This is a genomic window from Serratia sp. AS12, assembly GCF_000214195.1.
Taxonomy (GTDB): domain Bacteria; phylum Pseudomonadota; class Gammaproteobacteria; order Enterobacterales; family Enterobacteriaceae; genus Serratia; species Serratia plymuthica.
In genome coordinates, this window is record NC_015566.1 from 1,803,268 (window position 1) to 1,825,727 (window position 22,460).

17 protein-coding genes are annotated in these 22,460 nt (G+C 54.6%); 10 read left to right on the forward strand and 7 right to left on the reverse strand.

Features of this window, described 5'->3' with window-relative positions:
• Nucleotides 1–43 precede the first annotated feature (43 nt).
• The 3 genes from SERAS12_RS08395 to SERAS12_RS08405 all read right to left on the reverse strand — a co-directional run bounded on the left by SERAS12_RS08395 (nt 44) and on the right by SERAS12_RS08405 (nt 1,953).
• Nucleotides 44–655: a LysE family translocator gene (locus SERAS12_RS08395; RefSeq protein ID WP_013812285.1), complete on the reverse strand. Its 612-nt coding sequence runs from the start codon at nt 653–655 to the stop codon at nt 44–46.
• A 98-nt stretch (nt 656–753) separates the two neighbouring features.
• Entirely contained in the window at nt 754–1,545 is a 792-nt protein-coding gene (locus tag SERAS12_RS08400; RefSeq protein WP_013812286.1) for an AraC family transcriptional regulator, read from the reverse strand.
• A gap of 39 nt (nt 1,546–1,584) precedes the next feature.
• The gene (locus tag SERAS12_RS08405; RefSeq protein ID WP_013812287.1) at nt 1,585–1,953 is read right to left on the reverse strand and encodes a DUF1801 domain-containing protein; all 369 of its coding nucleotides are present in this window, start codon (nt 1,951–1,953) and stop codon (nt 1,585–1,587) included.
• Nucleotides 1,954–2,130: 177 nt separating this feature from the next.
• Between SERAS12_RS08405 and SERAS12_RS08410 the strand changes: the two genes are divergently transcribed.
• Nucleotides 2,131–3,276 carry an MFS transporter gene (locus SERAS12_RS08410; protein ID WP_013812288.1) on the forward strand — a complete coding sequence of 382 codons (1,146 nt, stop codon included), beginning with the start codon at nt 2,131–2,133 and terminating at the stop codon, nt 3,274–3,276.
• 48 nt (nt 3,277–3,324) lie between these two features.
• Here the strand turns inward: SERAS12_RS08410 and pflA are convergent, their stop codons facing one another.
• From pflA to ycaO, 4 genes are all read right to left on the reverse strand, one after another.
• Nucleotides 3,325–4,065 (reverse strand): pyruvate formate lyase 1-activating protein, encoded by a 741-nt coding sequence (pflA, locus tag SERAS12_RS08415; RefSeq protein ID WP_013812289.1) that lies wholly within the window; start codon nt 4,063–4,065, stop codon nt 3,325–3,327.
• Nucleotides 4,066–4,369: 304 nt separating this feature from the next.
• Nucleotides 4,370–6,652, reverse strand: coding sequence for a formate C-acetyltransferase (gene pflB, locus SERAS12_RS08420; RefSeq protein ID WP_013812290.1), 2,283 nt, complete (start codon nt 6,650–6,652; stop codon nt 4,370–4,372).
• Between the two features lie 54 nt (nt 6,653–6,706).
• On the reverse strand, nt 6,707–7,567 hold the full coding sequence (gene focA, locus SERAS12_RS08425) for a formate transporter FocA (protein WP_004942626.1): 861 nt from the start codon (nt 7,565–7,567) through the stop codon (nt 6,707–6,709).
• 492 nt (nt 7,568–8,059) lie between these two features.
• On the reverse strand, nt 8,060–9,823 hold the full coding sequence (ycaO, locus tag SERAS12_RS08430; RefSeq protein WP_013812291.1) for a 30S ribosomal protein S12 methylthiotransferase accessory factor YcaO: 1,764 nt from the start codon (nt 9,821–9,823) through the stop codon (nt 8,060–8,062).
• Between the two features lie 148 nt (nt 9,824–9,971).
• Here ycaO and ansB point away from each other — a divergent pair, with 148 nt between their 5' ends.
• The 9 genes from ansB to lpxK all read left to right on the forward strand — a co-directional run bounded on the left by ansB (nt 9,972) and on the right by lpxK (nt 22,460).
• Nucleotides 9,972–11,018, forward strand: a complete 1,047-nt coding sequence (gene ansB / locus SERAS12_RS08435; protein ID WP_013812292.1) for an L-asparaginase 2 — start codon at nt 9,972–9,974, stop codon at nt 11,016–11,018.
• Nucleotides 11,019–11,467: 449 nt separating this feature from the next.
• Nucleotides 11,468–12,553: a 3-phosphoserine/phosphohydroxythreonine transaminase gene (gene serC, locus SERAS12_RS08440; protein WP_013812293.1), complete on the forward strand. Its 1,086-nt coding sequence runs from the start codon at nt 11,468–11,470 to the stop codon at nt 12,551–12,553.
• 114 nt (nt 12,554–12,667) lie between these two features.
• Nucleotides 12,668–13,954, forward strand: a complete 1,287-nt coding sequence (gene aroA / locus SERAS12_RS08445) for a 3-phosphoshikimate 1-carboxyvinyltransferase (protein WP_013812294.1) — start codon at nt 12,668–12,670, stop codon at nt 13,952–13,954.
• A gap of 275 nt (nt 13,955–14,229) precedes the next feature.
• A complete protein-coding gene (gene cmk / locus SERAS12_RS08450) occupies nt 14,230–14,919 on the forward strand; it encodes a (d)CMP kinase (RefSeq protein WP_013812295.1) in 690 nt (229 codons plus the stop codon).
• Nucleotides 14,920–15,100: 181 nt separating this feature from the next.
• A complete protein-coding gene (gene rpsA, locus SERAS12_RS08455; RefSeq protein WP_004942650.1) occupies nt 15,101–16,774 on the forward strand; it encodes a 30S ribosomal protein S1 in 1,674 nt (557 codons plus the stop codon).
• Nucleotides 16,775–16,836: 62 nt separating this feature from the next.
• Entirely contained in the window at nt 16,837–17,121 is a 285-nt protein-coding gene (gene ihfB, locus SERAS12_RS08460; RefSeq protein ID WP_004942652.1) for an integration host factor subunit beta, read from the forward strand.
• A 253-nt stretch (nt 17,122–17,374) separates the two neighbouring features.
• The gene (locus tag SERAS12_RS08465; RefSeq protein ID WP_013812296.1) at nt 17,375–19,696 is read left to right on the forward strand and encodes a ComEC family protein; all 2,322 of its coding nucleotides are present in this window, start codon (nt 17,375–17,377) and stop codon (nt 19,694–19,696) included.
• A gap of 35 nt (nt 19,697–19,731) precedes the next feature.
• Nucleotides 19,732–21,480 (forward strand): lipid A ABC transporter ATP-binding protein/permease MsbA, encoded by a 1,749-nt coding sequence (gene msbA / locus SERAS12_RS08470; RefSeq protein ID WP_013812297.1) that lies wholly within the window; start codon nt 19,732–19,734, stop codon nt 21,478–21,480.
• Entirely contained in the window at nt 21,480–22,460 is a 981-nt protein-coding gene (gene lpxK / locus SERAS12_RS08475) for a tetraacyldisaccharide 4'-kinase (RefSeq protein WP_013812298.1), read from the forward strand. Before msbA ends, lpxK begins: the two co-directional genes overlap by 1 nt.

Below are 22,460 nucleotides of genomic sequence, written 5' to 3' on the forward strand. Positions count from 1 at the left end.
AAAGCGCCTGCGGGCGCTTTTTTTATGTCTGAAAATCAGCGGGTCAGTGGCTGGTCAACGCCAATTTGATGGCGAGACCGATAAATGCCAGGGAAACCGACCAGCGTATCCAGTGCATCACGCGAGCATTCCCCAGAATGCGATGCCGGACGCGAGCGGCAAAGGCGCCATAAAGAGAGAAAATCACGAACGTCATTACGGCGAATACCGCGGAAAGTATCAGCATGGTGCGGGCAGGATGTGCATCTCCCACGGTGATAAACTGTGGAAGAAACGCCAGAAAGAAAATGGACAGTTTGGGGTTGAGTGCGTTGGCTACGACGGCATACCGCACCAGAGCGCCGTCTGTGGAAGGCGAATTGGTCTGAGACAGGGCCAGCGGCCCTTTTTCACGCAGCGTTTCCCACCCCATAAACAACAAATAAACCACGCCAAGGTACTTCACCAAGCCAAAGGCCAGGGCACTGGTTTGCAACAGTGCGGCCAATCCGGTCACTGCAGCCAGCATATGGGGCAATACGCCCAGGGTGCAGCCCGCAGCCGCTACCAGGGCGCTGCGCGTACCTTGCTGCAGCCCGGTGGACAGGGTAATCAGCGCGCCGGTCCCCGGCGAAATGACGATCAGCAATGAGGTGAACAGGAAATCTGCATTCACGGGTAAAGCTCCTTTTGGCGATAATTGGCACCCAGTTTCAGGTGAAGGAGCCATACAGTCTTGAACGAAATTGCAGCCCGCCTTTGCAGCGGCAAAGTTCAGGCTGATTGCCGGGAGAAAGAGCCGGGAGTGTACCCAAAACTCCTGACGAACAGGCGTGTCATGTGGCTTTGATCGGCGAAGCCGCAGGCATCGGCCACCTCCGCCAGCCCGTCACCGGCGAGAATAAGTCGGCGCGCCAGCAACAGACGGCGTTGCAGCAGATAAGCATGTGGCGTCAGACCGGTGCGGCGTTTGAACCCGCGTAAGAGTTGGTATTGGCTCAGGCCGGCTTCGGCGGCCAACTCGGCCAACGTCAGTGGGCTGCCTGGTCCGTCGTCAATCATTTCCCTTGCGCGGACAATGCCATCTTGAGGGAAGGCTAAAGGGGGATGCGGGATTTCAGCCAGGGCTGCGGTCATGACCAGCAAAGTTTCTTGGGCGGCCAGCGCATCACTTTGCGTTACGGCGCAGAACAGCCGGTTAAAGCAGGCGGCCAGTTGATGATTGCTGAAAACCGGGCGGCTGAATTCCCCAGAGGTAAATCTCCCCTCGCTGATATCCGCGAAGCATTGATTGAGCCGTTCCGGGTGGCAGTAGATCATGCGCCAGGCTCTGGTACCGGCGAGGGGAGAGCCGTCATGCACTTCTCCGGGGTTCACGGTGATGATGTCCCCTGCGGATGATTCAACGCGGCCTCTGCCGCTTAGCGATTTCTGGGCGCCACGATCCATCAGGCCAATGCCAAACTGGTCGTGAGTATGGCGACCAAAGGAAAAATCTGTGTCCGCCGTTACCATTTCCATACCACGGAGGCGGCTGGGGACGATCTGAATGGCACGTTTTTTCATCATCTTATCCTTATGGTGCGCCGCAGATGCACGCCGGTTTTAGCGTGGAGGCTCAAGCTCATAGGCCAGTCTGGCGTAATTTGCCAGATGTTTTGCCTCTACATCGGCAACCGAATAAAGCTTGATATGCCGGCGATACTTACCCCCGCCCTCCAGCATCCGATGGCGGTCTTCGAGCAGATAGCCCCGGCCAAACTCAACCGTCACATGGCCGCTGTAGGCGAACACGCCGCAGAAAAACGCCGTATGGGCAAACATGATGCCGCCATATTTTACCGATTCACTGACGTCGCCACCGGTTGCCGCAACCACCTGGCGAACACGTTGCACTACGTCCAGAAGTTCACCATGGGTGCTGCCTATATCCGCCAGCAATGTGCCGACGGCATTATCGATAGTCTGTTTCATTATGCCTCTGCGGGAGTGAATTTCTTCTGCCGTCAGCATAGCCCTTTTTGCTCCGCGTTGCCCCTGCTGCCGGGAGTGAAACAAATTGTGCGGTGCATAGATAAGAGCGGATTGACTTTTTTATCGCCAGTGGCATGATGCGCGCACTCTCATCGCGCGTTCGGTTTCAATTTCATTATGTCCGCATATTCCCGCCCAGTGCTCCTGCTGCTCTGCGGCCTGTTATTGCTCACGGTTTCTATTGCCGTATTGAATACGTTAGTCCCTCTTTGGTTGACTCACGCTCAGTTGTCAACCGGCCAGGTGGGGATGGTGAGTTCTTCTTACTTTACCGGCAACCTGGTAGGCACGCTGATAGCGGGCAAACTGATCAAACGCATCGGCTTTACCCGCAGCTATCATCTTGCCTGCGTGGTGTTTGCCGTCGCGACGGCCGGTATGGCGCTGTCGCTCGATTTTTGGAGCTGGATGGGTTGGCGTTTCTTTGCCGGCATTGGCTGCGCCTGGATTTGGGTGATCGTTGAAAGCGCCTTACTGCGCAGTGGTAACCTGTCCAACCGCGGGCAACTGTTGGCGGCCTATATGATGGTTTACTATCTTGGCACCGTGATTGGTCAACTGCTGTTGAGCCTGGTATCGACCGAATTGCTGAACGTGGTGCCGTGGGTGGCTACCATCATCATCTGCGCCATGCTGCCCATGCTGTTTGCACGGGTTAACAGCCAGCATGACGAACCGCAGCAGGCGGCGGTATGGCCAATGCTGAAACGCCGCAGCGCGCGGCTGGGCATCAATGGTTGCATTATCTCCGGTATTGTACTCGGCTCACTGTATGGCCTGATGCCGCTGTATTTATCCCACCAGGGTATGAGCGACGCCAACGTCGGTTACTGGATGGCGCTGCTGGTCAGCTCCGGTATTGTCGGGCAGTGGCCGGTAGGGCGCCTGGCCGATCGCTATGGTCGCCTGTTGGTGCTGCGCATTCAGGTGTTTGTGGTAATCCTCGCCAGTGTGGCGATGCTCGGCAACTATGCCATGGCGCCGGCGCTGTTTATTCTCGGCTGTGCCGGTTTCACGTTGTACCCGGTGGCGATGTCCTGGGCCTGCGAGAAAGCGCTGCCGCATGAGTTGGTGGCGATGAATCAGGCGTTGCTGATGAGCTACACTATCGGCAGCCTGCTTGGCCCGTCAATGACGGCATTGTTGATGCAGAATTATTCCGACCGCCTGTTGTTTGTGATGATTGCTGCCGTTGCGCTGGTGTATCTGATGATGTTGCTGAAAAAGCCAAACCATCACCAGACTCCGCTGGCTGCTGCCTGAGATCAAAAAACCGGCCATTGCGCCGGTTTTTTGATCTCGGCAAAAAGATCAATAAATCACTTTATGGCCGTAGCTTTCCAGAATGCCTTTGACGCGATCCATCGTGTCCGCTTTTGGTGGATGGACGCCGTCCAGCTTGTACTCTTCCCCCATCGCTACCCATTTGTGCTTACCGAGTTCGTGATAGGGCAGCAGCTCGATTTTCTCGATGTTGGTCATGTCCTTGGTGAACTCACCCAGCATGTGCGTTGATTTGTCATCGTCGGACCAACCGGGAACCACCACATAACGGATCCAGGTGCGCTGATTGCGCTTCGCCAGATAGCGGGCGAAGTCGAGCGTGCGGTGGTTGGAGACGCCGACCAGGTTCTGATGAATGTCGTCGTTCATCTGTTTCAGATCCAGCATCACCAGATCGGTGGCGTCCAGCAACTCGTCGATCACCGGATCGTAACGACGCACAAAACCGTTGGTATCCAGGCAGGTATTGATACCTTCCTGCTGGCAGGCACGGAACCAGTCACGGACAAACTCGGCCTGCAAAATGGCTTCGCCACCGGAGGCCGTCACACCGCCGCCGGAAGCGTTCATAAAGTGCCGATAAGCGACGGTGTCTTTCATCAGCTCTTCTACGGTGACTTCTTTGCCGCCATGAGTGTCCCAGGTGTCGCGGTTATGGCAATACAGGCAGCGCATCAGGCAACCCTGGAAGAAAACGATAAAGCGGATCCCGGGACCGTCGACGGTGCCACAGGATTCGAAGGAGTGGATACGGCCGTTCACTGACATTGCAGGGGGTTCTCCAATATTGACTGTCAAACGCAGTCTAAAAATAGGCTCATAACCGCCGGCCAGGGATCAGCGATGCAGCAACCGGGTGGGCCCGGCGGCTGGGGTGGAACGATTCCTGCTGGCCGGTTGTTACGCCGGATAACTGTTTTGCCGGATATCCATCACTTTCATTCAGTATAGCTATCTGGCAAAACAGACTCGTGATGAGTCAGGGAAACTGCGTTTGTTAAAAAGGCCGGAAAGATCCGGCCCCGGTATTCAGCTTAACCACCGGGCGGGAAAAACCGCCCGGATGGGGCAATTACATCGACTGGGTGAAAGTACGAGTAATCACGTCTTGCTGTTGTTCTTTGGTCAGCGAGTTGAAACGTACGGCATAACCGGATACGCGGATAGTCAGCTGAGGGTATTTCTCAGGGTTTTCCATCGCTTCCAGCAGCATTTCACGGTTCATCACGTTGACGTTCAGGTGCTGGCCGCCTTCGATGGAGGCTTCGTGATGGAAGTAACCGTCCATCAGGCCCGCCAGGTTGGCTTTACGCACGTCGTCATCTTTACCCAGAGCGTTTGGCACGATGGAGAAGGTGTAGGAGATCCCGTCCTTCGCGTAAGCAAACGGCAGTTTGGCTACCGAGGTCAGGGATGCTACTGCGCCTTTCTGGTCGCGGCCGTGCATTGGGTTGGCACCAGGACCGAATGGAGCGCCTGCGCGACGACCATCTGGAGTGTTACCGGTTTTCTTGCCGTACACCACGTTAGAGGTGATGGTCAGTACGGACTGGGTCGGTACCGCATTACGGTAGGTACGCAGTTTCTGAATTTTCTTCATGAAACGTTCTACCAGGTCACAGGCGATGTCATCAACGCGGGCATCGTTGTTACCGAACTGCGGGTATTCACCTTCGATTTTGAAGTCGGTCGCCAGGCCGTCTTCATCACGGATGGTGGAGACTTTGGCGTACTTGATGGCAGACAGGGAGTCGGCCGCTACCGACAGACCGGCGATGCCGCAGGCCATGGTGCGGTAAACGTCACGGTCATGCAGGGCCATCAGCGCAGCTTCATAGCTGTACTTGTCGTGCATGTAGTGAATGATGTTCAGCGCGGTCACGTACTGTTTGGCCAGCCAGTCCATAAAGTGGTCCATGCGTTCCATGACTTTGTCATAGTCCAGCACGTCGTCCATCATTGGCGCTTCTTTCGGGCCTACCTGGATTTTCAGTTTTTCATCAACGCCGCCGTTGATGGCGTACAACATGGTTTTCGCCAGGTTGGCGCGGGCACCGAAGAACTGCATTTGTTTGCCGACGATCATCGGGCTGACGCAACAGGCGATGGCATAGTCATCGTTGTTGAAGTCAGGGCGCATCAGGTCGTCGTTTTCGTACTGTACGGAGGAGGTATCGATAGACACTTTCGCCGCGTATTTCTTGAAGTTCAACGGCAGCTTTTCAGACCACAGGATGGTCATGTTCGGTTCCGGAGACGGCCCCATGGTGTACAGGGTGTTCAGGAAACGGAAGCTGTTTTTGGTGACCAGCGTACGGCCGTCAACGCCCATACCCGCCAGGGATTCAGTCGCCCAAATTGGGTCGCCGGAGAACAGCTCATCATACTCAGGGGTACGCAGGAAGCGCACCATACGCAGTTTCATTACCAGGTGGTCAATCAATTCCTGCGCTTGCTCTTCGTTCAACTTGCCCGCTTTGATATCGCGTTCGATGAACACGTCAAGGAAGGTGGACACGCGGCCGAAGGACATTGCTGCACCGTTCTGGGATTTCACCGCGGCCAGGTAGCCGAAGTAGGTCCACTGCACGGCTTCTTGCGCGGTAGTCGCTGGGCTGGAGATGTCGCAGCCGTATTTGGCGGCCATTTCTTTAATCTGGGCCAGAGCGCGGTGTTGTTCAGCGATTTCTTCACGCAGCTGAATGGTCATTTCCAGATCTTCGCCGTTTTCCAGCTTGCTCTGCAATGACTTGAACTGATTCAGCTTGTCGGCCATCAGGAAGTCGATACCGTACAGTGCAACGCGGCGGTAATCACCGATGATACGACCACGGCCGTAGGCATCCGGCAGACCGGTCAGCACGCCGGATTTGCGGCAGTTCAGGATGTCTTTGGTGTAAACGTCGAATACACCCTGGTTGTGGGTCTTACGGTAGTCGGTGAAGACTTTTTTCAGCTGTGGATCCAGTTCGCGGCCATAAACCTTGCAAGAACCTTCAACCATTTTGATGCCGCCGAATGGGATCAGCGCGCGTTTCAGTGGCTCGTCGGTCTGCAAGCCAACGATGGTTTCCAGCTCTTTGGCAATGTAGCCTGCGTCATGGGAAGTGATGGTAGCGACGACGTTGGTGTCGAAATCAACTGGCGCATGGGTGCGGTTCTCCAGTTTGATCCCTTCCATAACCTTGTCCCACAGGGTGGAGGTGGCCTGAGTTGCGCCAGCCAGGAAGGATTCATCACCCTCGTAAGGAGTGTAGTTTTTCTGGATGAAGTCACGAACGTTGACTTCATTCTGCCAGTCACCTTTGCTGAAACCTTCCCAAGCTTTGGCTAACTTCTCGTTAAGTTCGGTCATTATACACCTACCTTTAATTGTGGATTTCTAACTCGGCGCACGGTCATTAACAGCTTAATGCTGTTGTTCACCACCACGCAGATAAATTACCCAGTAAGTCAACCCAACCAGCAGGCCGCCGCCAATGATATTGCCAATGGTGACTGGGATCAGATTGTCGATGATGAAGTTGCTTACGGTCAGATGAGCAAACTGCTCGGGTGTTGCCCCTACGGCTTGCCAGAACTCCGGCGTGGCGAAGTGTTTAACCACGATACCCATAGGGATCATAAACATATTGGCGATGCTGTGTTCGAAACCGCTGGCGACGAACATGCCGACCGGCAGGATCATGGCGAACATTTTGTCCATCAGGCTGCGGCCGGAATAACTCATCCACACTGCCAGGCAAACCATCAGGTTAGCCAGAATACCGAGGCAGACCGCCTCAATAAAAGTGTGGTGCAGCTTGTGGTCAGCGGTTTGCAGGACGTTCAGGCCCCATTGGCCGTTGGCCACCATGTGTTCGCCGGAAAACCAGATGAGTGCCACAAATAACAGGGCGCCAATCAGGTTGCCGATATAGACATTCAACCAGTTGGCTGCCAGTTGGGACCAACTGATACGGCCGCTGGCCTTGGCAATCACAATCAGCACGGTTGAGGTGAACAGGTCTGCACCTGAGACCACGACCAGCATTAACCCCAGAGAGAAACAGATGCCGCCGACCAGTTTTGCCAGGCCGAAGGGCACACCGGCAGTGCCGGTAGTCGCAGTGATATAAAATACGAACGCGATGGAAATAAAGACGCCGGCAGTGATCGCCAAATAAAAAGTTTTCAGCGGATGCTTGGTGGCTTTATACACACCTGCATCTTCAGCGATTTTCGCCGTTGCCGCAGGTAATATCAGATCGAAGGGGTTGTCAGCTTTCACACTAACTCTCTCTCTTAAGGGTTAAAACAACGCAATGAGATACTAGCAAAGCAGTATAGGGTAAAAATTGATTTGGATCATAAGGCGAGGAACTAGAGGGGGTAAAAACCAGATAAATTGCAAGGTTAATTAGATTAATTATTTGATTTTTAAGTAAAAACTATTTTTTAATGTTTGCAAATAATTTTGAATAGGTGAGGCGAATACCCCTAATAAAGGTTAAATATTTATGCGTATTGTCTATTTTTGACGGCTAAAGTTGACTTATCGGTTAATTATTATTTCACCAACCTGCAACAATTAACGTTTCGTTTGTCTTGCTGGTTGATAAGTACGTAATTAGCCGGAAAAAATAAAAGAAGAAAACGATGATTTAACCGTCAAAATAAGATCTGGCTATTTTCTTTGCTGCGTTTACGAATGCCATGTACAGCGAACTACCCCTTTAGGAGTGGCGCCGGCAGGCAAGCTGCCGACGCATTAAGACTGCGGTTATGCCTGTGCCCAGTGGCGGCGCTTGGCGTTTTGCAGTTTTTCGTAGGCCGCCAGCAGCGCCTGATGCGCCGGTAACGCTTTCAGATCGCTGTCGACAGCGAACAAGCCGTTAAAGCGCTCTTCGCCGCTGATGGCCGCAGAGGCGGCGTCGACCGCTTCCTGACCGTACATTTTCACGAAGGCGCCGTAGTACTGCGCCGGATCGCGCTCAGGCTCCTGCGTCAGCAGCAGCAGGGTTTGCAGGCAGCGGTAGTAATTACTGCGCGCAGGGCTCAATACCGATCCGTTAAAGTCCTGGGTCCATTCCGCCCAGATCAGAGCCTGTTCCATATCGCCGCCCGCGAGTGCCAGCATGGATTTCAGCTCGCCCACGCGCAGGGTATGCCAGGCGTTGTCTTTACCGGAGGCAATGCCCAGCAACTCACGCACGCGGGTAAAATCGTCCAGCCCTTCGTCATCCAGTCGCTCAATCAGCGCCAGATATTCTTGTGGCTCCCATTCGCTGCCCGGCAGTGCCAGCAGGGTATCACGCAGGTGCGCGCCCATGCTGTTATTGGCCAGCAACAGGTCTTCCGCCGGGTAGATGTCGGACATGCCGGGTACGATGATACGGCAGGCGTAAACGTCCAGGTGCTCGTAGTCGGCGATGTACACTTCGGCACCTTCTTTGTCGAAAATGCTCATCAGCGTGGCGAATTCTTCCTGCGTGCTGCCGCTGAAGCTCCAGTCGACAAACGGATAATCCGCATCCTGCTTGAACATGTCCCAGGAGATCAAACCGCTGGAATCGATAAAGTGGGTTTCCAGATTGGTGTGTTCGGCCACTTCTTCGTCATCGAAGGTTGGTGCGGTGAACACGTCCAGATCCTTCAGACTACGGCCCTGCAGCAGTTCAGTCACGGTACGCTCAAGCGCCACGCCGAAGTCAGGATGAGCGCCGAACGAGGCGAAACAGGTGCCGTTGGCCGGATTGAACAGCACTACGCAGATTACCGGGTAGTTGCCGCCCAATGAGGCGTCATAGGACAGGATCGGGAAGCCTTCCTGTTCCAGGCGGGCAATAGCTTCCACCACGCCCGGATAGCGGTTCAATACGTCGGCCGGTATCTCCGGCAGGCTGATGGATTCGGCGATAATGCGGTTTTTCACATAACGCTCGAAGACTTCGGAAAGGCCTTGTACGCGGGCTTCGTTCGCGGTGTTACCGGCGGACATGCCGTTGGACACGTACAGGTTGCCGATGATGTTCATCGGGATATAGACCGTCTGCTGGTCTGACTGACGGGAGAACGGCAGGGCGCAGATGCCGCGATCGCCATTGCCGGATTGCAGATCGATCAGATCGCCGGCGGTCAGTTCCTGCTCAGGATCGTAGAACGCATGCAGGCGTTCGTCGAGGATGCCTTCCGGCAGTGAATCGTCGGCCGGGATCGGGAACCATTTCTCATTCGGATAATGCACGAAATCGCCTTCGGCAATTTGCTTACCCAAATAGAAATCGGCAAAGAAATAGTTGGTGGAAAGGCGCTCGAAGTATTCGCCCAAAGCGGAAGCCAGCGCGGCTTTTTGGCTGGCGCCTTTACCGTTGGTGAAGCACAGCGGGCAATCGCGATCGCGGATGTGAACCGACCATACGTGCGGCACCGGGTTCAGCCAGGAGGCTTCTTCGATATTAAAACCCAGATCGCTTAATTTCTGTTGGAAACGGGCGATGGAGTCTTCCAACGCGGCGTCTTTGCCAGGGATAAAAGTTTGCGTCATTGTCTTCACTTTTTGAGCGTACTAAAAACGCGCAATGATACGGGGTTTTACGCCCAAGCTCCATGTATTCCTAAAGCGGTGGCAAAGTCACAGTTTTTTTAAGGATAAGGGCCATAATTCAGCGGGTTATCTATCAAGGAGAAACCTAATGAAATCAGTGAAACTCAGCGTTGTGGCACTACTCCTGGCGGGCGCAAGCGGTTCTGCGCTGGCATTGCCCTCCATCACTCTGTTGGCGACCGGCGGCACCATTGCCGGCGGCGGCGAATCGGCGACAAAATCCAACTATACGGCGGGCAAACTGGGCGTCGATGCGCTGGTGAATGCGGTGCCGGAACTGAAAAACGTCGCCAATGTGCAAGGTGAGCAGATAGTGAACATCGGTTCGCAGGACATGAACGATGAGGTGTGGCTGAAGCTGGTGAAGAAAATCAACGCTGACTGCGGAAAAACGGACGGTTTTGTGATCACTCACGGTACCGACACGCTGGAAGAAACCGCTTATTTTCTCGATCTGACTGTCAAATGCGACAAGCCGGTGGTGATTGTCGGAGCGATGCGCCCGGCGACGGCGATGAGCGCCGACGGCCCGTTCAATCTGTATAACGCCGTGGTGACGGCGGCGGATCCGCAATCGGCCAAACGCGGTGTGCTGGTGGCGATGAACGACAGCGTGCTGGATGCACGTGACGTGACCAAAACCAATACCACCTCGGTGCAGACCTTCCAGTCGCCCAATTTCGGTCCGCTCGGTTATATCCATAACGGCAAGGTAGACTATCAGCGCTCACCGCAGCGCAAGCATACTACCGACACCCCGTTTGACGTATCCAGCCTGACCGAGTTGCCCAAAGTCGGCATTGTCTATAACTACGCCAATGCTTCCGATGCACCTGCCAAGGCGCTGATCGCCGAAGGTTATCAGGGTATCGTCAGCGCTGGGGTCGGTAACGGCAACCTGTATAAAACGGTGTTTGATACGCTGGCGACGGCCGCACATCACGGTGTAGCCGTAGTGCGCTCTTCCAGAGTGCCGACCGGTTCCACCACGGAAGACGCGGAAGTGGATGACGCCAAATTCGGTTTTGTCGCCGCCGGTACGCTGAACCCGCAAAAAGCACGGATCCTGCTGCAGTTGGCGCTGACTCAGACCAAAGACACCAAACAAATCCAGCAGATGTTTAATCAGTATTGAGTCGCGATCGACGGGGGGCGCCGCTCCCCGTTTTTTGTTGCCGGGCTATGCTGTAGGCAATCGCAGGCCGAAGCGGCGGGGGATTATGCCAGCCGCGCCTGTAGCCTGATTGCGCCTTTGGCGGATTCACAGCAACATATTTGCCCGCGTTGCGGCAATGGCTGGTGGATTGCAGCCTTGTCGAAGAGCCGGGTTAGCTGAATACAGCATAAAACACCGCGTTAACCCACTGAATTCCCCAATGACGCAGCGTTTTATCGCACAAAAAAACGCAGTGGCGGCAGAGCCTGTTATTCCGTGCTGCGGTAGTTTGCTGCCTGTGGGCGAATAAGCATTGCAGCAGCGTTACGTGAGTGATAAAACCGATGCGTTGGTTAACTCGACAGTTAACTTTGGGCGTATTTCGGTTGGCCAGTCTCATTGGCGAATAGTGAATGTGGTGAGGGGAAATGACTCAGGTTTATAATTTTAGCTCTGGCCCGGCAATGCTGCCGGTTGAAGTATTGCGTCGTGCGGAACAGGAACTGTGCAACTGGCATGGCCTCGGCACCTCGGTGATGGAAATCAGCCATCGCAGTAAAGAGTTTATCGAAGTTGCCCAGCAGTCCGAACAGGATCTGCGCGATCTGCTGAAGATCCCCTCCAACTACAAAGTGCTGTTCTGCCATGGCGGCGCCCGTGCACAGTTTGCCGCATTGCCGCTGAACCTGCTGGGTGACAAAACCACTGCGGACTATATCGATGGCGGCTACTGGGCGCACAGCGCCATCAAGGAAGCCGAGAAATACTGCACGCCAAATACCATTGATGTGAAAACCACCGTTGACGGCCTGCTCGGTATCAAACCGATGAAAGAGTGGCAGTTGAACGATGATGCGGCTTATGTGCACTACTGCCCGAATGAAACCATCGACGGTATTGCTATCAATGAGACGCCTGACTTTGGCGACAAAGTGGTGATCGGCGATTACTCCTCCACCATTCTGTCCGGCCCGCTGGACGTCAGCCGCTTTGGCGTGATTTACGCCGGCGCGCAGAAAAACATTGGGCCGGCAGGCCTGACGCTGGTGATCGTACGTGACGATCTGTTGGGTAAAGCTCGCCGCGAAGTGCCGTCGATTCTCGATTACACCGTGCTGGCCGAGAACGATTCCATGTTCAATACGCCGCCGACCTTCGCTTGGTATCTGTCCGGTCTGGTGTTCAAGTGGCTGAAAGAACAGGGCGGTCTGGTGGAAATGCACAAGCGCAATCAGGCCAAGGCCGAGTTGCTGTACGCAACCATCGATAATTCTGATTTCTACCGCAGCCGCGTAGCGCACGCCAATCGCTCCTGGATGAACGTACCCTTCCAATTGGCTGACTCGGCGCTGGACAAAGTGTTCCTCAGCGAAGCGGAAGCCATCGGCCTGCAGGCGCTGAAAGGTCACCGGGTGGTTGGCGGCATGCGTGCTTCTATTTACAATGCCATGCCGCTGGCCGGCGTGCGGACATTAACCGACTTTATGATCGACTTCGAACGTCGTCACGGTTAAGCCTCGCTGCCTGCTTTGCGCGGGCAGCTTTCGCTGTTGTCCTTTTGCATTAAAGCGGCTCCGGCATTTTCCCGGGGCCGTTTCGTTTATCAGATTTTGGAGAGTTTTGTTCACATGGTGGATTCCCTGACGTTACAACCGGTCGCCCTGGTCAATGGCACCGTCAACTTACCCGGCTCCAAGAGCGTATCCAATCGTGCTCTGCTGCTGGCTGCGCTGGCGGAGGGAACGACCACGTTGACCAACCTGCTGGACAGCGACGACGTGCGCCATATGCTGAATGCGCTGCAGGCGTTGGGCGTGAGTTATCAGCTGTCCGACGATCGCACCACTTGTATCGTCGAGGGCGTTGCCGGCCCGCTGCTGACCCGCGAGCCGCTTGAGCTGTTCCTCGGCAATGCCGGTACCGCGATGCGCCCATTGGCGGCGGCGTTGTGTCTGGGTAGCGGCGATGTGGTGTTGACCGGTGAACCACGCATGAAAGAGCGGCCTATCGGCCATCTGGTGGATGCTCTGCGCCAGGGCGGCGCGCAAATTGATTACCTGGAACAGACCGATTATCCGCCATTGCGCCTGCGCGGCGGTTTTCACGGCGGTGACGTGACCGTCGACGGCAGCGTTTCCAGCCAGTTCCTGACCGCGTTGCTGATGACTGCGCCACTGGCTGAGCAGGACACGAATATCCATATCAAGGGTGAACTGGTTTCTAAACCGTACATTGATATCACGTTGCATCTGATGCATACCTTCGGCGTAGAGGTCAGCCACGACAACTACCGCGTGTTCCATATTCAAGGTCGCCAAACCTATCGCTCACCAGGGGATTACCTGGTAGAAGGCGATGCATCCTCCGCTTCTTATTTTCTGGCGGCGGCGGCGATTAAAGGTGGCACCGTACGCGTGACCGGCATCGGCAAGAAAAGCGTTCAGGGCGACACCAAGTTTGCCGACGTGTTGGAGAAAATGGGCGCGCGCATTACCTGGGGCGATGATTTTATCGAATGCAGCCGCGGTGAGTTGCGCGGCATCGATATGGATATGAACCATATTCCGGACGCGGCGATGACCATTGCCACTGCAGCCCTGTTTGCCGAAGGGCCGACCACCATCCGCAATATCTATAATTGGCGGGTGAAAGAGACCGATCGTTTGGCCGCCATGGCGACTGAATTGCGCAAAGTAGGCGCTGAAGTGGATGAAGGTGAGGACTATATTCACGTGGTGCCGCCGGCGAAGCTGAAGTTTGCCGATATCGGTACCTACAACGATCACCGTATGGCGATGTGCTTCTCGCTGGTGGCGCTGTCCGATACCCCGGTGACCATCCTCGATCCGAAATGCACCGCCAAAACTTTCCCGGACTATTTTGAGCAGTTGGCGCGCATCAGCCAATTGGCGTAACCGGTAGTCAGATGATGTCTTTTAAGGCCCCTAACCGGGCCTTTGTCGTTTTTAATGCCTGGCCGCCGAGCCTTCTTCTATACTTTTCTGCGGTTATGCGCTTATTTTCAACAACCAGACAGTTCCAGGGTAACAGTTCGCCTCTGGGCAGCGTATAATACGCCACCGTATCTGCCTCGATTGGGCAGGCTGCAGGGGCGTTTGTAATTATGCTTTCGCGTTGTGCTGACGGCAGGTTACGTCCCTGTGAGGTTTTTTACCCGAAGGAGAGAGAAATGACGGCTACAGCCCCGGTGATAACCGTTGATGGACCAAGTGGCGCAGGCAAAGGCACTCTGTGTAAAGCGTTGGCCGAATCCCTTGGTTGGCATTTGCTGGATTCCGGCGCGATTTACCGCGTGCTGGCGTTGGCGGCACTGCATCATCAGGTCGATATCACCTCTGAGGAGGCGCTGGTTCCGCTGGCCGCACATCTCGACGTCCGCTTTGTTGCCCAAGAAGGCAAACTGCAGGTCATTTTGGAAGGTGAGGACGTCAGTAATGAGATCCGCACTGAAACCGTCGGTAATACCGCCTCTCAGGCAGCGGCTTTTCCGCGTGTGCGCGAAGCTTTGCTGCGCCGTCAGCGCGCGTTCCGCGAAGCTCCTGGTTTGATTGCCGATGGCCGTGATATGGGTACGGTGGTGTTCTCCGATGCACCGGTAAAAATTTTCCTGGATGCCAGTTCGGAGGAGCGTGCGCACCGCCGCATGCTACAGTTGCAGGAAAAGGGCTTTAATGTTAACTTTGAACGTCTTTTAGCCGAGATAAAGGAACGGGATGACCGTGACCGCAATCGGCCTATCGCGCCACTGGTGCCGGCTTCCGACGCCCTCGTGCTGGATTCGACCAGCATGTCGATCGACGAAGTCATCCAGCGTGCGCTGACTTATGCACATGAAGTGTTAGCGTTGCCGCAGCAATAAACTGCAGCGACGTTATTGCTTTTTGTCATATTTGTCATAGCAGTATCGAACTATATCGGGTAAAATTTTACCCCTGTAACCTAAACCCTGTCGGCATGGAGCCAATGGCGGGGTATGTGAAACAACCCCATTCGGCGGGATGCTAAATGGACGTTAAACTATAGAACCCTGAAGATTAAACATGACTGAATCTTTCGCTCAACTCTTTGAAGAATCCCTGAAAACAATCGAAACCCGTCCGGGTTCCATCGTTCGTGGCGTTGTAGTTGCTATCGACAAAGACGTAGTACTGGTTGACGCCGGTCTGAAATCTGAGTCTGCCATCCCGGCTGAGCAATTCAAAAACGCACAGGGCGAGCTGGAAATCCAGGTAGGCGACGAAGTTGACGTTGCGCTGGACGCTGTTGAAGATGGCTTCGGTGAAACTCTGCTGTCCCGTGAGAAAGCTAAGCGTCACGAAGCTTGGATCACGCTGGAAAAAGCTTACGAAGAAGCTGAAACTGTCGTCGGTGTTATCAACGGCAAAGTTAAGGGTGGCTTCACTGTAGAGCTGAATGGTATTCGTGCGTTCCTGCCAGGTTCCCTGGTTGACGTGCGTCCAGTACGCGACACTCTGCACCTGGAAGGCAAAGAGCTTGAGTTCAAAGTCATCAAGCTGGACCAGAAACGCAACAACGTTGTAGTTTCTCGCCGTGCGGTTATCGAATCCGAAAACAGCGCAGAACGCGATCAACTGCTGGAAAACCTGCAGGAAGGCATGGAAGTTAAAGGTATCGTTAAGAACCTCACTGACTACGGTGCATTCGTTGATCTGGGCGGCGTAGACGGCCTGCTGCACATCACTGATATGGCTTGGAAACGCGTTAAGCATCCAAGCGAAATCGTCAACGTTGGCGACGAAATCACTGTTAAAGTGCTGAAGTTCGACCGCGAGCGTACTCGTGTTTCCCTGGGCCTGAAACAACTGGGCGAAGATCCATGGGTTGCTATCGCGAAACGTTACCCAGAAGGCACCAAGCTGACTGGTCGTGTAACCAACCTGACTGATTACGGCTGCTTCGTAGAAATCGAAGAAGGCGTTGAAGGTCTGGTACACGTTTCTGAAATGGATTGGACCAACAAAAACATCCACCCGTCCAAAGTTGTTAACGTGGGCGACGTAGTGGAAGTTATGGTTCTGGACATCGATGAAGAGCGTCGTCGTATTTCCCTGGGCCTGAAGCAGTGCAAATCTAACCCATGGCAGCTGTTTGCAGAAACCCACAACAAGGGCGACCGCGTTGAAGGTAAAATCAAGTCTATCACTGACTTCGGTATCTTCATCGGCCTGGACGGCGGCATCGACGGCCTGGTTCACCTGTCTGACATCTCCTGGAACGTTGCAGGCGAAGAAGCAGTACGTGAATACAAGAAAGGCGACGAAATCGCAGCGGTTGTTCTGCAAGTTGACGCAGAGCGCGAGCGTATCTCCCTGGGCGTGAAGCAACTGGCTGAAGACCCGTTCAATAACTACCTGTCTATGAACAAGAAAGGTACTATTGTTACTGGTAAAGTCACTGCAGTTGACGCCAAAGGTGCTACAGTTGAATTAGCAGGCGGCGTAGAAGGTTACCTGCGTGCATCTGAAGCCTCTCGCGACCGCATTGAAGATGCAACTCTGGTTCTGAATGTAGGCGACGACGTTGAAGCTAAATTCACCGGCGTTGACCGTAAGAACCGTGTAGTAAGCCTGTCCGTACGTGCTAAGGACGAAGCTGACGAGAAAGACGCTATCGCAACTGTTAACAACAAGCAGGAAGAAAGCAACTTCTCTAACGCAATGGCTGAAGCTTTCAAAGCGGCTAAAGGCGAGTAATGACGGGGGGCGGTTTCTGACCGCCCCGATACGGTAGTTTAGCTGCAAAGCTTGGAGGACTCATGACCAAGTCTGAACTTATTGAAAGACTTGCTGGCCAGCAATCTCATGTACCGGCGAAAGCCGTTGAGGATGCAGTGAAAGAGATGTTAGAACACATGGCTGCAACGTTAGCCGATGGTGAACGCATCGAGATCCGCGGATTCGGCAGTTTTTCTCTTCACTACCGTGCTCCGCGCGTTGGTCGCAACCCGAAAACTGGTGATAAAGTTGAGTTGGACGGCAAGTACGTTCCTCACTTCAAGCCAGGTAAAGAGCTGCGTGACCGCGCCAATATCTATGGTTAGTCACTGACTGCCCATAGAGTTGTTGCTTGTAAAGAATATAAAACGGTGCCTCAGGGCGCCGTTTTTTTTGCCTGCCGCTCAGCTGTTTTCTGATTTCTCAGCCCTCCGTTCTGACTTTGTTTTGCGCGCTACGCCGCAGTTTAGTATCAATAAATGAAACCTTTATCGTTAACCTGCAGCCTGTGCCGCGAGCCGTTGCATTGCAGCTGGCGGCTGCCTGAGTACGGGGGAACAATCCTGTCCATGGGGTGCGATGTGCAATAGTTGCACGTCCTTCTGTCGGACGGGAGAAAGGTCGATCAAAACTTCGCTGGATCTGGCGGTTATCGCCGTTGTCTGCGGCATTCTGCCGTTACTGGTGCTACCGCAATTACCCGATGCATTAACAACTTTGCTGGTTGTTTTACCCGCTAGCTTGATGCTGCGTTTCCGTTGGGGAGGCTGTCAATTTATTGGTTGGGGAGCACTGGGATTTCTGTGGGCCACCTTCAATGCCGGTAATCTGGTGGCGCAAGTCGAACAACTGAGCCGTGGGCCGGAGGTGACCGCCGTGGTGCAGGTTGTCGGTGTTACTTTGGTGCCCGCTGCGAGCAAACAAACGCTGATGCGCATCGAACAGGTTAACGGGCGCTGGCTAACGCCATCAATTGCCTTTACCACCGTTTGGCAGCCGGAGGAGCCGCAACTCTGTGCTGGGCAACGTTGGGAACTCCGACTGCGTCTTAGAGCGGTGCACGGAAAACTGAACGAAGGGGGCTTCGATAGCCAGCGTTGGGCGATGGCGCAGCGTCAACCATTGACTGCACAGGTGAAGCGCGCCAGGCTGCTGGAGGGGAGTTGCAACTGGCGGCAGCGTATTATCAGCCATGCCGAGAGCAACATGGGTGACCTGCGTTATAAATCGGTATTGCTGGCTTTAGCGTTTGGCGAAAGAACCGCGTTGGATCCGGCGTTACGCACTCTGATGCTGAAAACCGGCATTGCGCATCTGATGGCGATTTCAGGCCTGCACGTGGCTATGGCGGCCATATTAATTTGGCTGGCGCTGCGGGCGCTTCAGTTCTTGTTGCCTGCTCACCTGATCGGCTACCGCTTCCCCTTGTTAGCCAGTTGGTTTGGTACCTTAGCCTATGTCTGGTTGGCTGGCGCACAACCCCCGGCGGTGCGTACTGCCTTGGCGTTGACTCTGTGGATGTTGCTGCGCCTGCGCGGTATTCACTGCACTTCCTGGCAGGTATGGCTGTGGTGCGTGGGGTTAATTCTGGTCTGCGATCCGCTGGCGGTACTGTCAGACAGTTTCTGGTTATCGGTACTGGCGGTAGCCTGCCTGGTCTTTTGGTTCGAATGGGTGCCGTTAAGTGCTCGTTTCCGCTCTGCCTGGTATTGGGCACCGGTGCGTTGGCTGCACATTCAGTTTGGTATCACGTTGTTGCTGGTACCGATGCAGGCCGCTTTGTTTCTCGGCCTGACGTTGACCTCTATGCCGGCGAATCTGTGGGCGGTACCTGTGGTTTCACTGGTGACGGTTCCTTTGATTTTGATCGCGGTAATTTGTGGTGCCTTACCGCTATTGAGCGGCGGATTCTGGTGGCTGGCCGATTTGACACTGCTATGGGTGTTTACGCCGCTACATTATTTGCAGCGTGGCTGGATCGATCTGGGCGCCGCCTCGCTGCTGGTCAGCGCAGCGGGTTGGCTGCTGGTTATCTGCTGGCGTTTTCACTGGTGGTTATGCTATACGGCAGGCTTGACCGCTGTGGCGATATGCTGCGTGCTGTGGCGGGAAAAAGAACCTCCATATCGTTGGCGGGTCGACATGTTGGACGTCGGCCATGGCCTGGCGGTAGTGATCGAAAGAAACGGAAAGGGGATACTGTTCGATACCGGTGATCGCTGGGAGACGGGCAGCGCTGCGGAACGTCATATTTTGCCCATGCTAAATTGGCGGGGTATCGACCTGGAGCAAATTATCATCAGCCACGATCACCTTGATCATACCGGTGGGCTGGAAGAGGTAAGGCAAGCATTTCCACAGGCCACAGTGCGCAGCCCGATACTTGATCCGCTTCATTTACCCTGCGTGGCCGGCGAAAGCTGGCAGTGGCAATCGCTGCAATTTCAGGTGTTATGGCCGCCGAAAGCGCTAAAGCGACCGGTCAATGATGATTCTTGCGTGATCCGCGTCGATGATGGCCGATATAGCCTGCTACTGACCGGCGACGTGGAAAAGCAAGCGGAAGCGCAGTTGCTCAGATTACAACGCGATCGGCTGGCATCTACAGTGCTTCAGGTTCCCCATCACGGCAGCAGGACGTCCTCAACGCCGCCGTTTCTGCGTGCGGTAGCGCCGGAGGCGGCTTTGGCGTCCGCATCTCGTTACAACAAATGGCGATTACCCGCCGTTAAAGTTATCGCCAGATATCTGGCAAATGGCATCATATGGCGCGATACTTCGCGGTCAGGTCAGATATCCGTGCTTTTTTTCGACAACGATTGGCAAATTAAAGGCTTTCGTGAACAATTAATGCCCCGTTGGTACCATCAGCGGTTTGGCGTAGAGGGTGATAATGAGTAAAATAGGCCGCTATTTCTTCCGATGCTGGTATTTGCATGATGAATGATAAAGATCTCTCCACTTGGCAGACTTTCCGTCGCCTCTGGCCGATGATCACTCCTTTTAAGACCGGGTTGATTGTGGCCGCCATTGCGTTAGTGCTTAACGCGGCCAGCGATGCCTTTATGTTGTCCTTGCTTAAACCTTTATTGGATGATGGTTTTGGGAAAACAGAGAGCAGCATTTTGCTTTGGATGCCGTTGGCCGTCATTGGCTTGATGGTGGTCCGCGGCCTGACGGGCTTCGTTTCCAGCTATTGCATTTCATGGGTGTCCGGCATGGTGGTAATGCATATGCGCCGCCGGCTGTTTGGCCATATGATGAGAATGCCGGTATCCTTCTTCGATCAGCAGTCAACCGGTACGCTGTTGTCGCGTATCACCTATGACTCTGAGCAAGTGGCCTCATCCTCTTCCAGCGCTTTGGTCACCGTGGTGCGTGAAGGCGCGTCGATAATTGCGTTGTTCAGCATGATGTTCTACTACAGCTGGCAGTTATCGGTGATCCTGATTGTGTTGGCACCGATCGTGTCTATCGCAATCCGCATTGTTTCCAAACGCTTCCGTAGTATCAGTAAAAGCATGCAGAACACCATGGGGCAGGTAACCACCAGTGCCGAGCAGATGCTGAAAGGCCACAAGGAAGTGCTGATTTTTGGCGGCCAGCAGGTGGAAACCGAGCGCTTCAACTCGGTCAGCAACCGTATGCGCCAACAGGGCATGAAGCTGGTTTCAGCATCCTCAATCTCTGACCCGATTATTCAGTTGATTGCTTCGTTAGCGCTGGCATTTGTACTATACGCGGCGAGCTTCCCGAGTGTTATGGCAACCCTGACCGCCGGTACCATCACCGTGGTGTTCTCGTCGATGATCGCCTTAATGCGGCCACTGAAATCGCTGACCAACGTCAATGCCCAGTTCCAGCGTGGGATGGCTGCTTGCCAAACGTTGTTCTCGATTTTGGATATGGAGCAGGAAAAAGATACCGGCACTCGCGAAGTGGCGCGTGCTAAAGGCGATATCGAATTCCGTAACGTGACTTTCTATTATCCAGGGAAAGAAACGCCGGCACTGCGTGAGATCAATCTGAGCATTTCAGAGGGCAGAACCGTAGCATTGGTGGGCCGCTCGGGATCGGGCAAATCGACTATTGCCAACCTGTTGACCCGTTTCTATGACGTTCAGGAAGGCGAAATCCTGATGGACGGGCATGACCTGCGCGAGTATACCTTGGCGTCATTGCGCGATCAGGTCGCTCTGGTATCGCAAAACGTACATTTGTTTAACGACACCATCGCTAACAATATCGCTTACGCTCGTGAAGATCGTTATAGCCGGGAAGAAATCGAGAAGGCCGCACGCATGGCTTATGCCATGGATTTTATTGAGAAAATGGAGAATGGCCTGGATACGGTGATTGGCGAGAACGGCGTGATGTTGTCCGGTGGCCAGCGTCAGCGTATCGCTATCGCGCGCGCACTGTTGCGCGATTGCCCGATTCTGATCCTTGATGAAGCAACTTCGGCGCTGGATACGGAATCAGAACGCGCCATTCAGGCCGCGTTGGACGAACTGCAGAAAAACCGTACCTCGCTGGTGATCGCGCACCGTTTGTCGACCATTGAAAAGGCTGATGAAATCCTGGTGGTGGAAGATGGACGCATCGTTGAACGCGGTGAGCATGCTGCGTTAATCGAACAGCGTGGGGTCTACGCACAGCTTCACCGCATGCAGTTCGGCCAATAATGATCGAGCGCATTTGGTCGGGTAGTTCATTGCTATACCTGCTGTTGTTGCCGTTGTCCTGGCTGTACGGTCTGGTCAGCGGTTTGATTCGGCTGAGTTATCGCTGTGGCCTGCGTAAAAGCTGGCGTGCACCGGTGCCGGTGGTGGTAGTGGGAAACCTTACCGCCGGCGGCAACGGTAAAACGCCAACCGTGATCTGGCTGGTGGAGCAATTGCAACAGCGCGGATACCGGGTGGGTGTGGTATCACGCGGTTATGGTGGCAAAGCGGCATCTTATCCGTTGGTATTGGATGAACACACTACGACCCAGCAGGCGGGCGATGAGCCGGTATTGATTTATCAACGCACCGGTGCGCCTGTAGCCATTTCGCCAAAGCGTGCGGAAGCGGTGCAGGCACTGCTGCAACAGCAGAAACTCGATATTGTCATCACCGATGACGGTTTGCAGCATTACGCGTTGCAACGTGATTTTGAACTGGTGGTGATCGACGGCGTGCGCCGTTTTGGCAATGGCTGGTGGTTACCGGCGGGACCGATGCGTGAACGCGCGTCGCGCCTGAACAGCGTGAATGCGCGGATTGCCAACGGCGGCGTGGCTCAGGCGGGTGAAATTGCCATGCGGTTGCAAGCGCGTGAGGCGGTCAATATCGCCAGCGGTGCGCGTCGGCCGGCGGCTGAGTTACCGCACGTGGTGGCAATGGCCGGGATTGGCCATCCGCCACGCTTTTTCGCCACGCTGGAAAAGCTTGGCGTGGATGTCGAGAAAGAAGTCGCGTTCGCCGATCATCAGGAGTACCAGCATGCTCAACTGGCGGCGTTGGCGTCATCTGAGCAAACGCTGTTGATGACTGAAAAAGATGCGGTCAAATGCCGCATTTTTGCCCAGCCCAACTGGTGGTATTTACCGGTAGATGCGGTTCTTCCCCCCGATCAGGCTGAGTCGTTGCTGCAAAGTATCGAGGCGCTGCTGACTAAATAA

Bases quoted from the DNA above. Each gene is read 5' to 3' on its own strand.
- SERAS12_RS08400 (WP_013812286.1), bottom strand. From the start codon at position 1,545: ATGAAAAAACGTGCCATTCAGATCGTCCCCAGCCGCCTCCGTGGTATG.
- SERAS12_RS08405 (WP_013812287.1), bottom strand. From the start codon at position 1,953: ATGAAACAGACTATCGATAATGCCGTCGGCACATTGCTGGCGGATATA.
- SERAS12_RS08410 (WP_013812288.1), top strand. From the start codon at position 2,131: ATGTCCGCATATTCCCGCCCAGTGCTCCTGCTGCTCTGCGGCCTGTTA.
- pflA (WP_013812289.1), bottom strand. From the start codon at position 4,065: ATGTCAGTGAACGGCCGTATCCACTCCTTCGAATCCTGTGGCACCGTC.
- pflB (WP_013812290.1), bottom strand. From the start codon at position 6,652: ATGACCGAACTTAACGAGAAGTTAGCCAAAGCTTGGGAAGGTTTCAGC.
- ycaO (WP_013812291.1), bottom strand. From the start codon at position 9,823: ATGACGCAAACTTTTATCCCTGGCAAAGACGCCGCGTTGGAAGACTCC.
- ansB (WP_013812292.1), top strand. From the start codon at position 9,972: ATGAAATCAGTGAAACTCAGCGTTGTGGCACTACTCCTGGCGGGCGCA.
- serC (WP_013812293.1), top strand. From the start codon at position 11,468: ATGACTCAGGTTTATAATTTTAGCTCTGGCCCGGCAATGCTGCCGGTT.
- aroA (WP_013812294.1), top strand. From the start codon at position 12,668: ATGGTGGATTCCCTGACGTTACAACCGGTCGCCCTGGTCAATGGCACC.
- cmk (WP_013812295.1), top strand. From the start codon at position 14,230: ATGACGGCTACAGCCCCGGTGATAACCGTTGATGGACCAAGTGGCGCA.
- rpsA (WP_004942650.1), top strand. From the start codon at position 15,101: ATGACTGAATCTTTCGCTCAACTCTTTGAAGAATCCCTGAAAACAATC.
- ihfB (WP_004942652.1), top strand. From the start codon at position 16,837: ATGACCAAGTCTGAACTTATTGAAAGACTTGCTGGCCAGCAATCTCAT.
- SERAS12_RS08465 (WP_013812296.1), top strand. From the start codon at position 17,375: ATGTGCAATAGTTGCACGTCCTTCTGTCGGACGGGAGAAAGGTCGATC.
- msbA (WP_013812297.1), top strand. From the start codon at position 19,732: ATGATGAATGATAAAGATCTCTCCACTTGGCAGACTTTCCGTCGCCTC.
- lpxK (WP_013812298.1), top strand. From the start codon at position 21,480: ATGATCGAGCGCATTTGGTCGGGTAGTTCATTGCTATACCTGCTGTTG.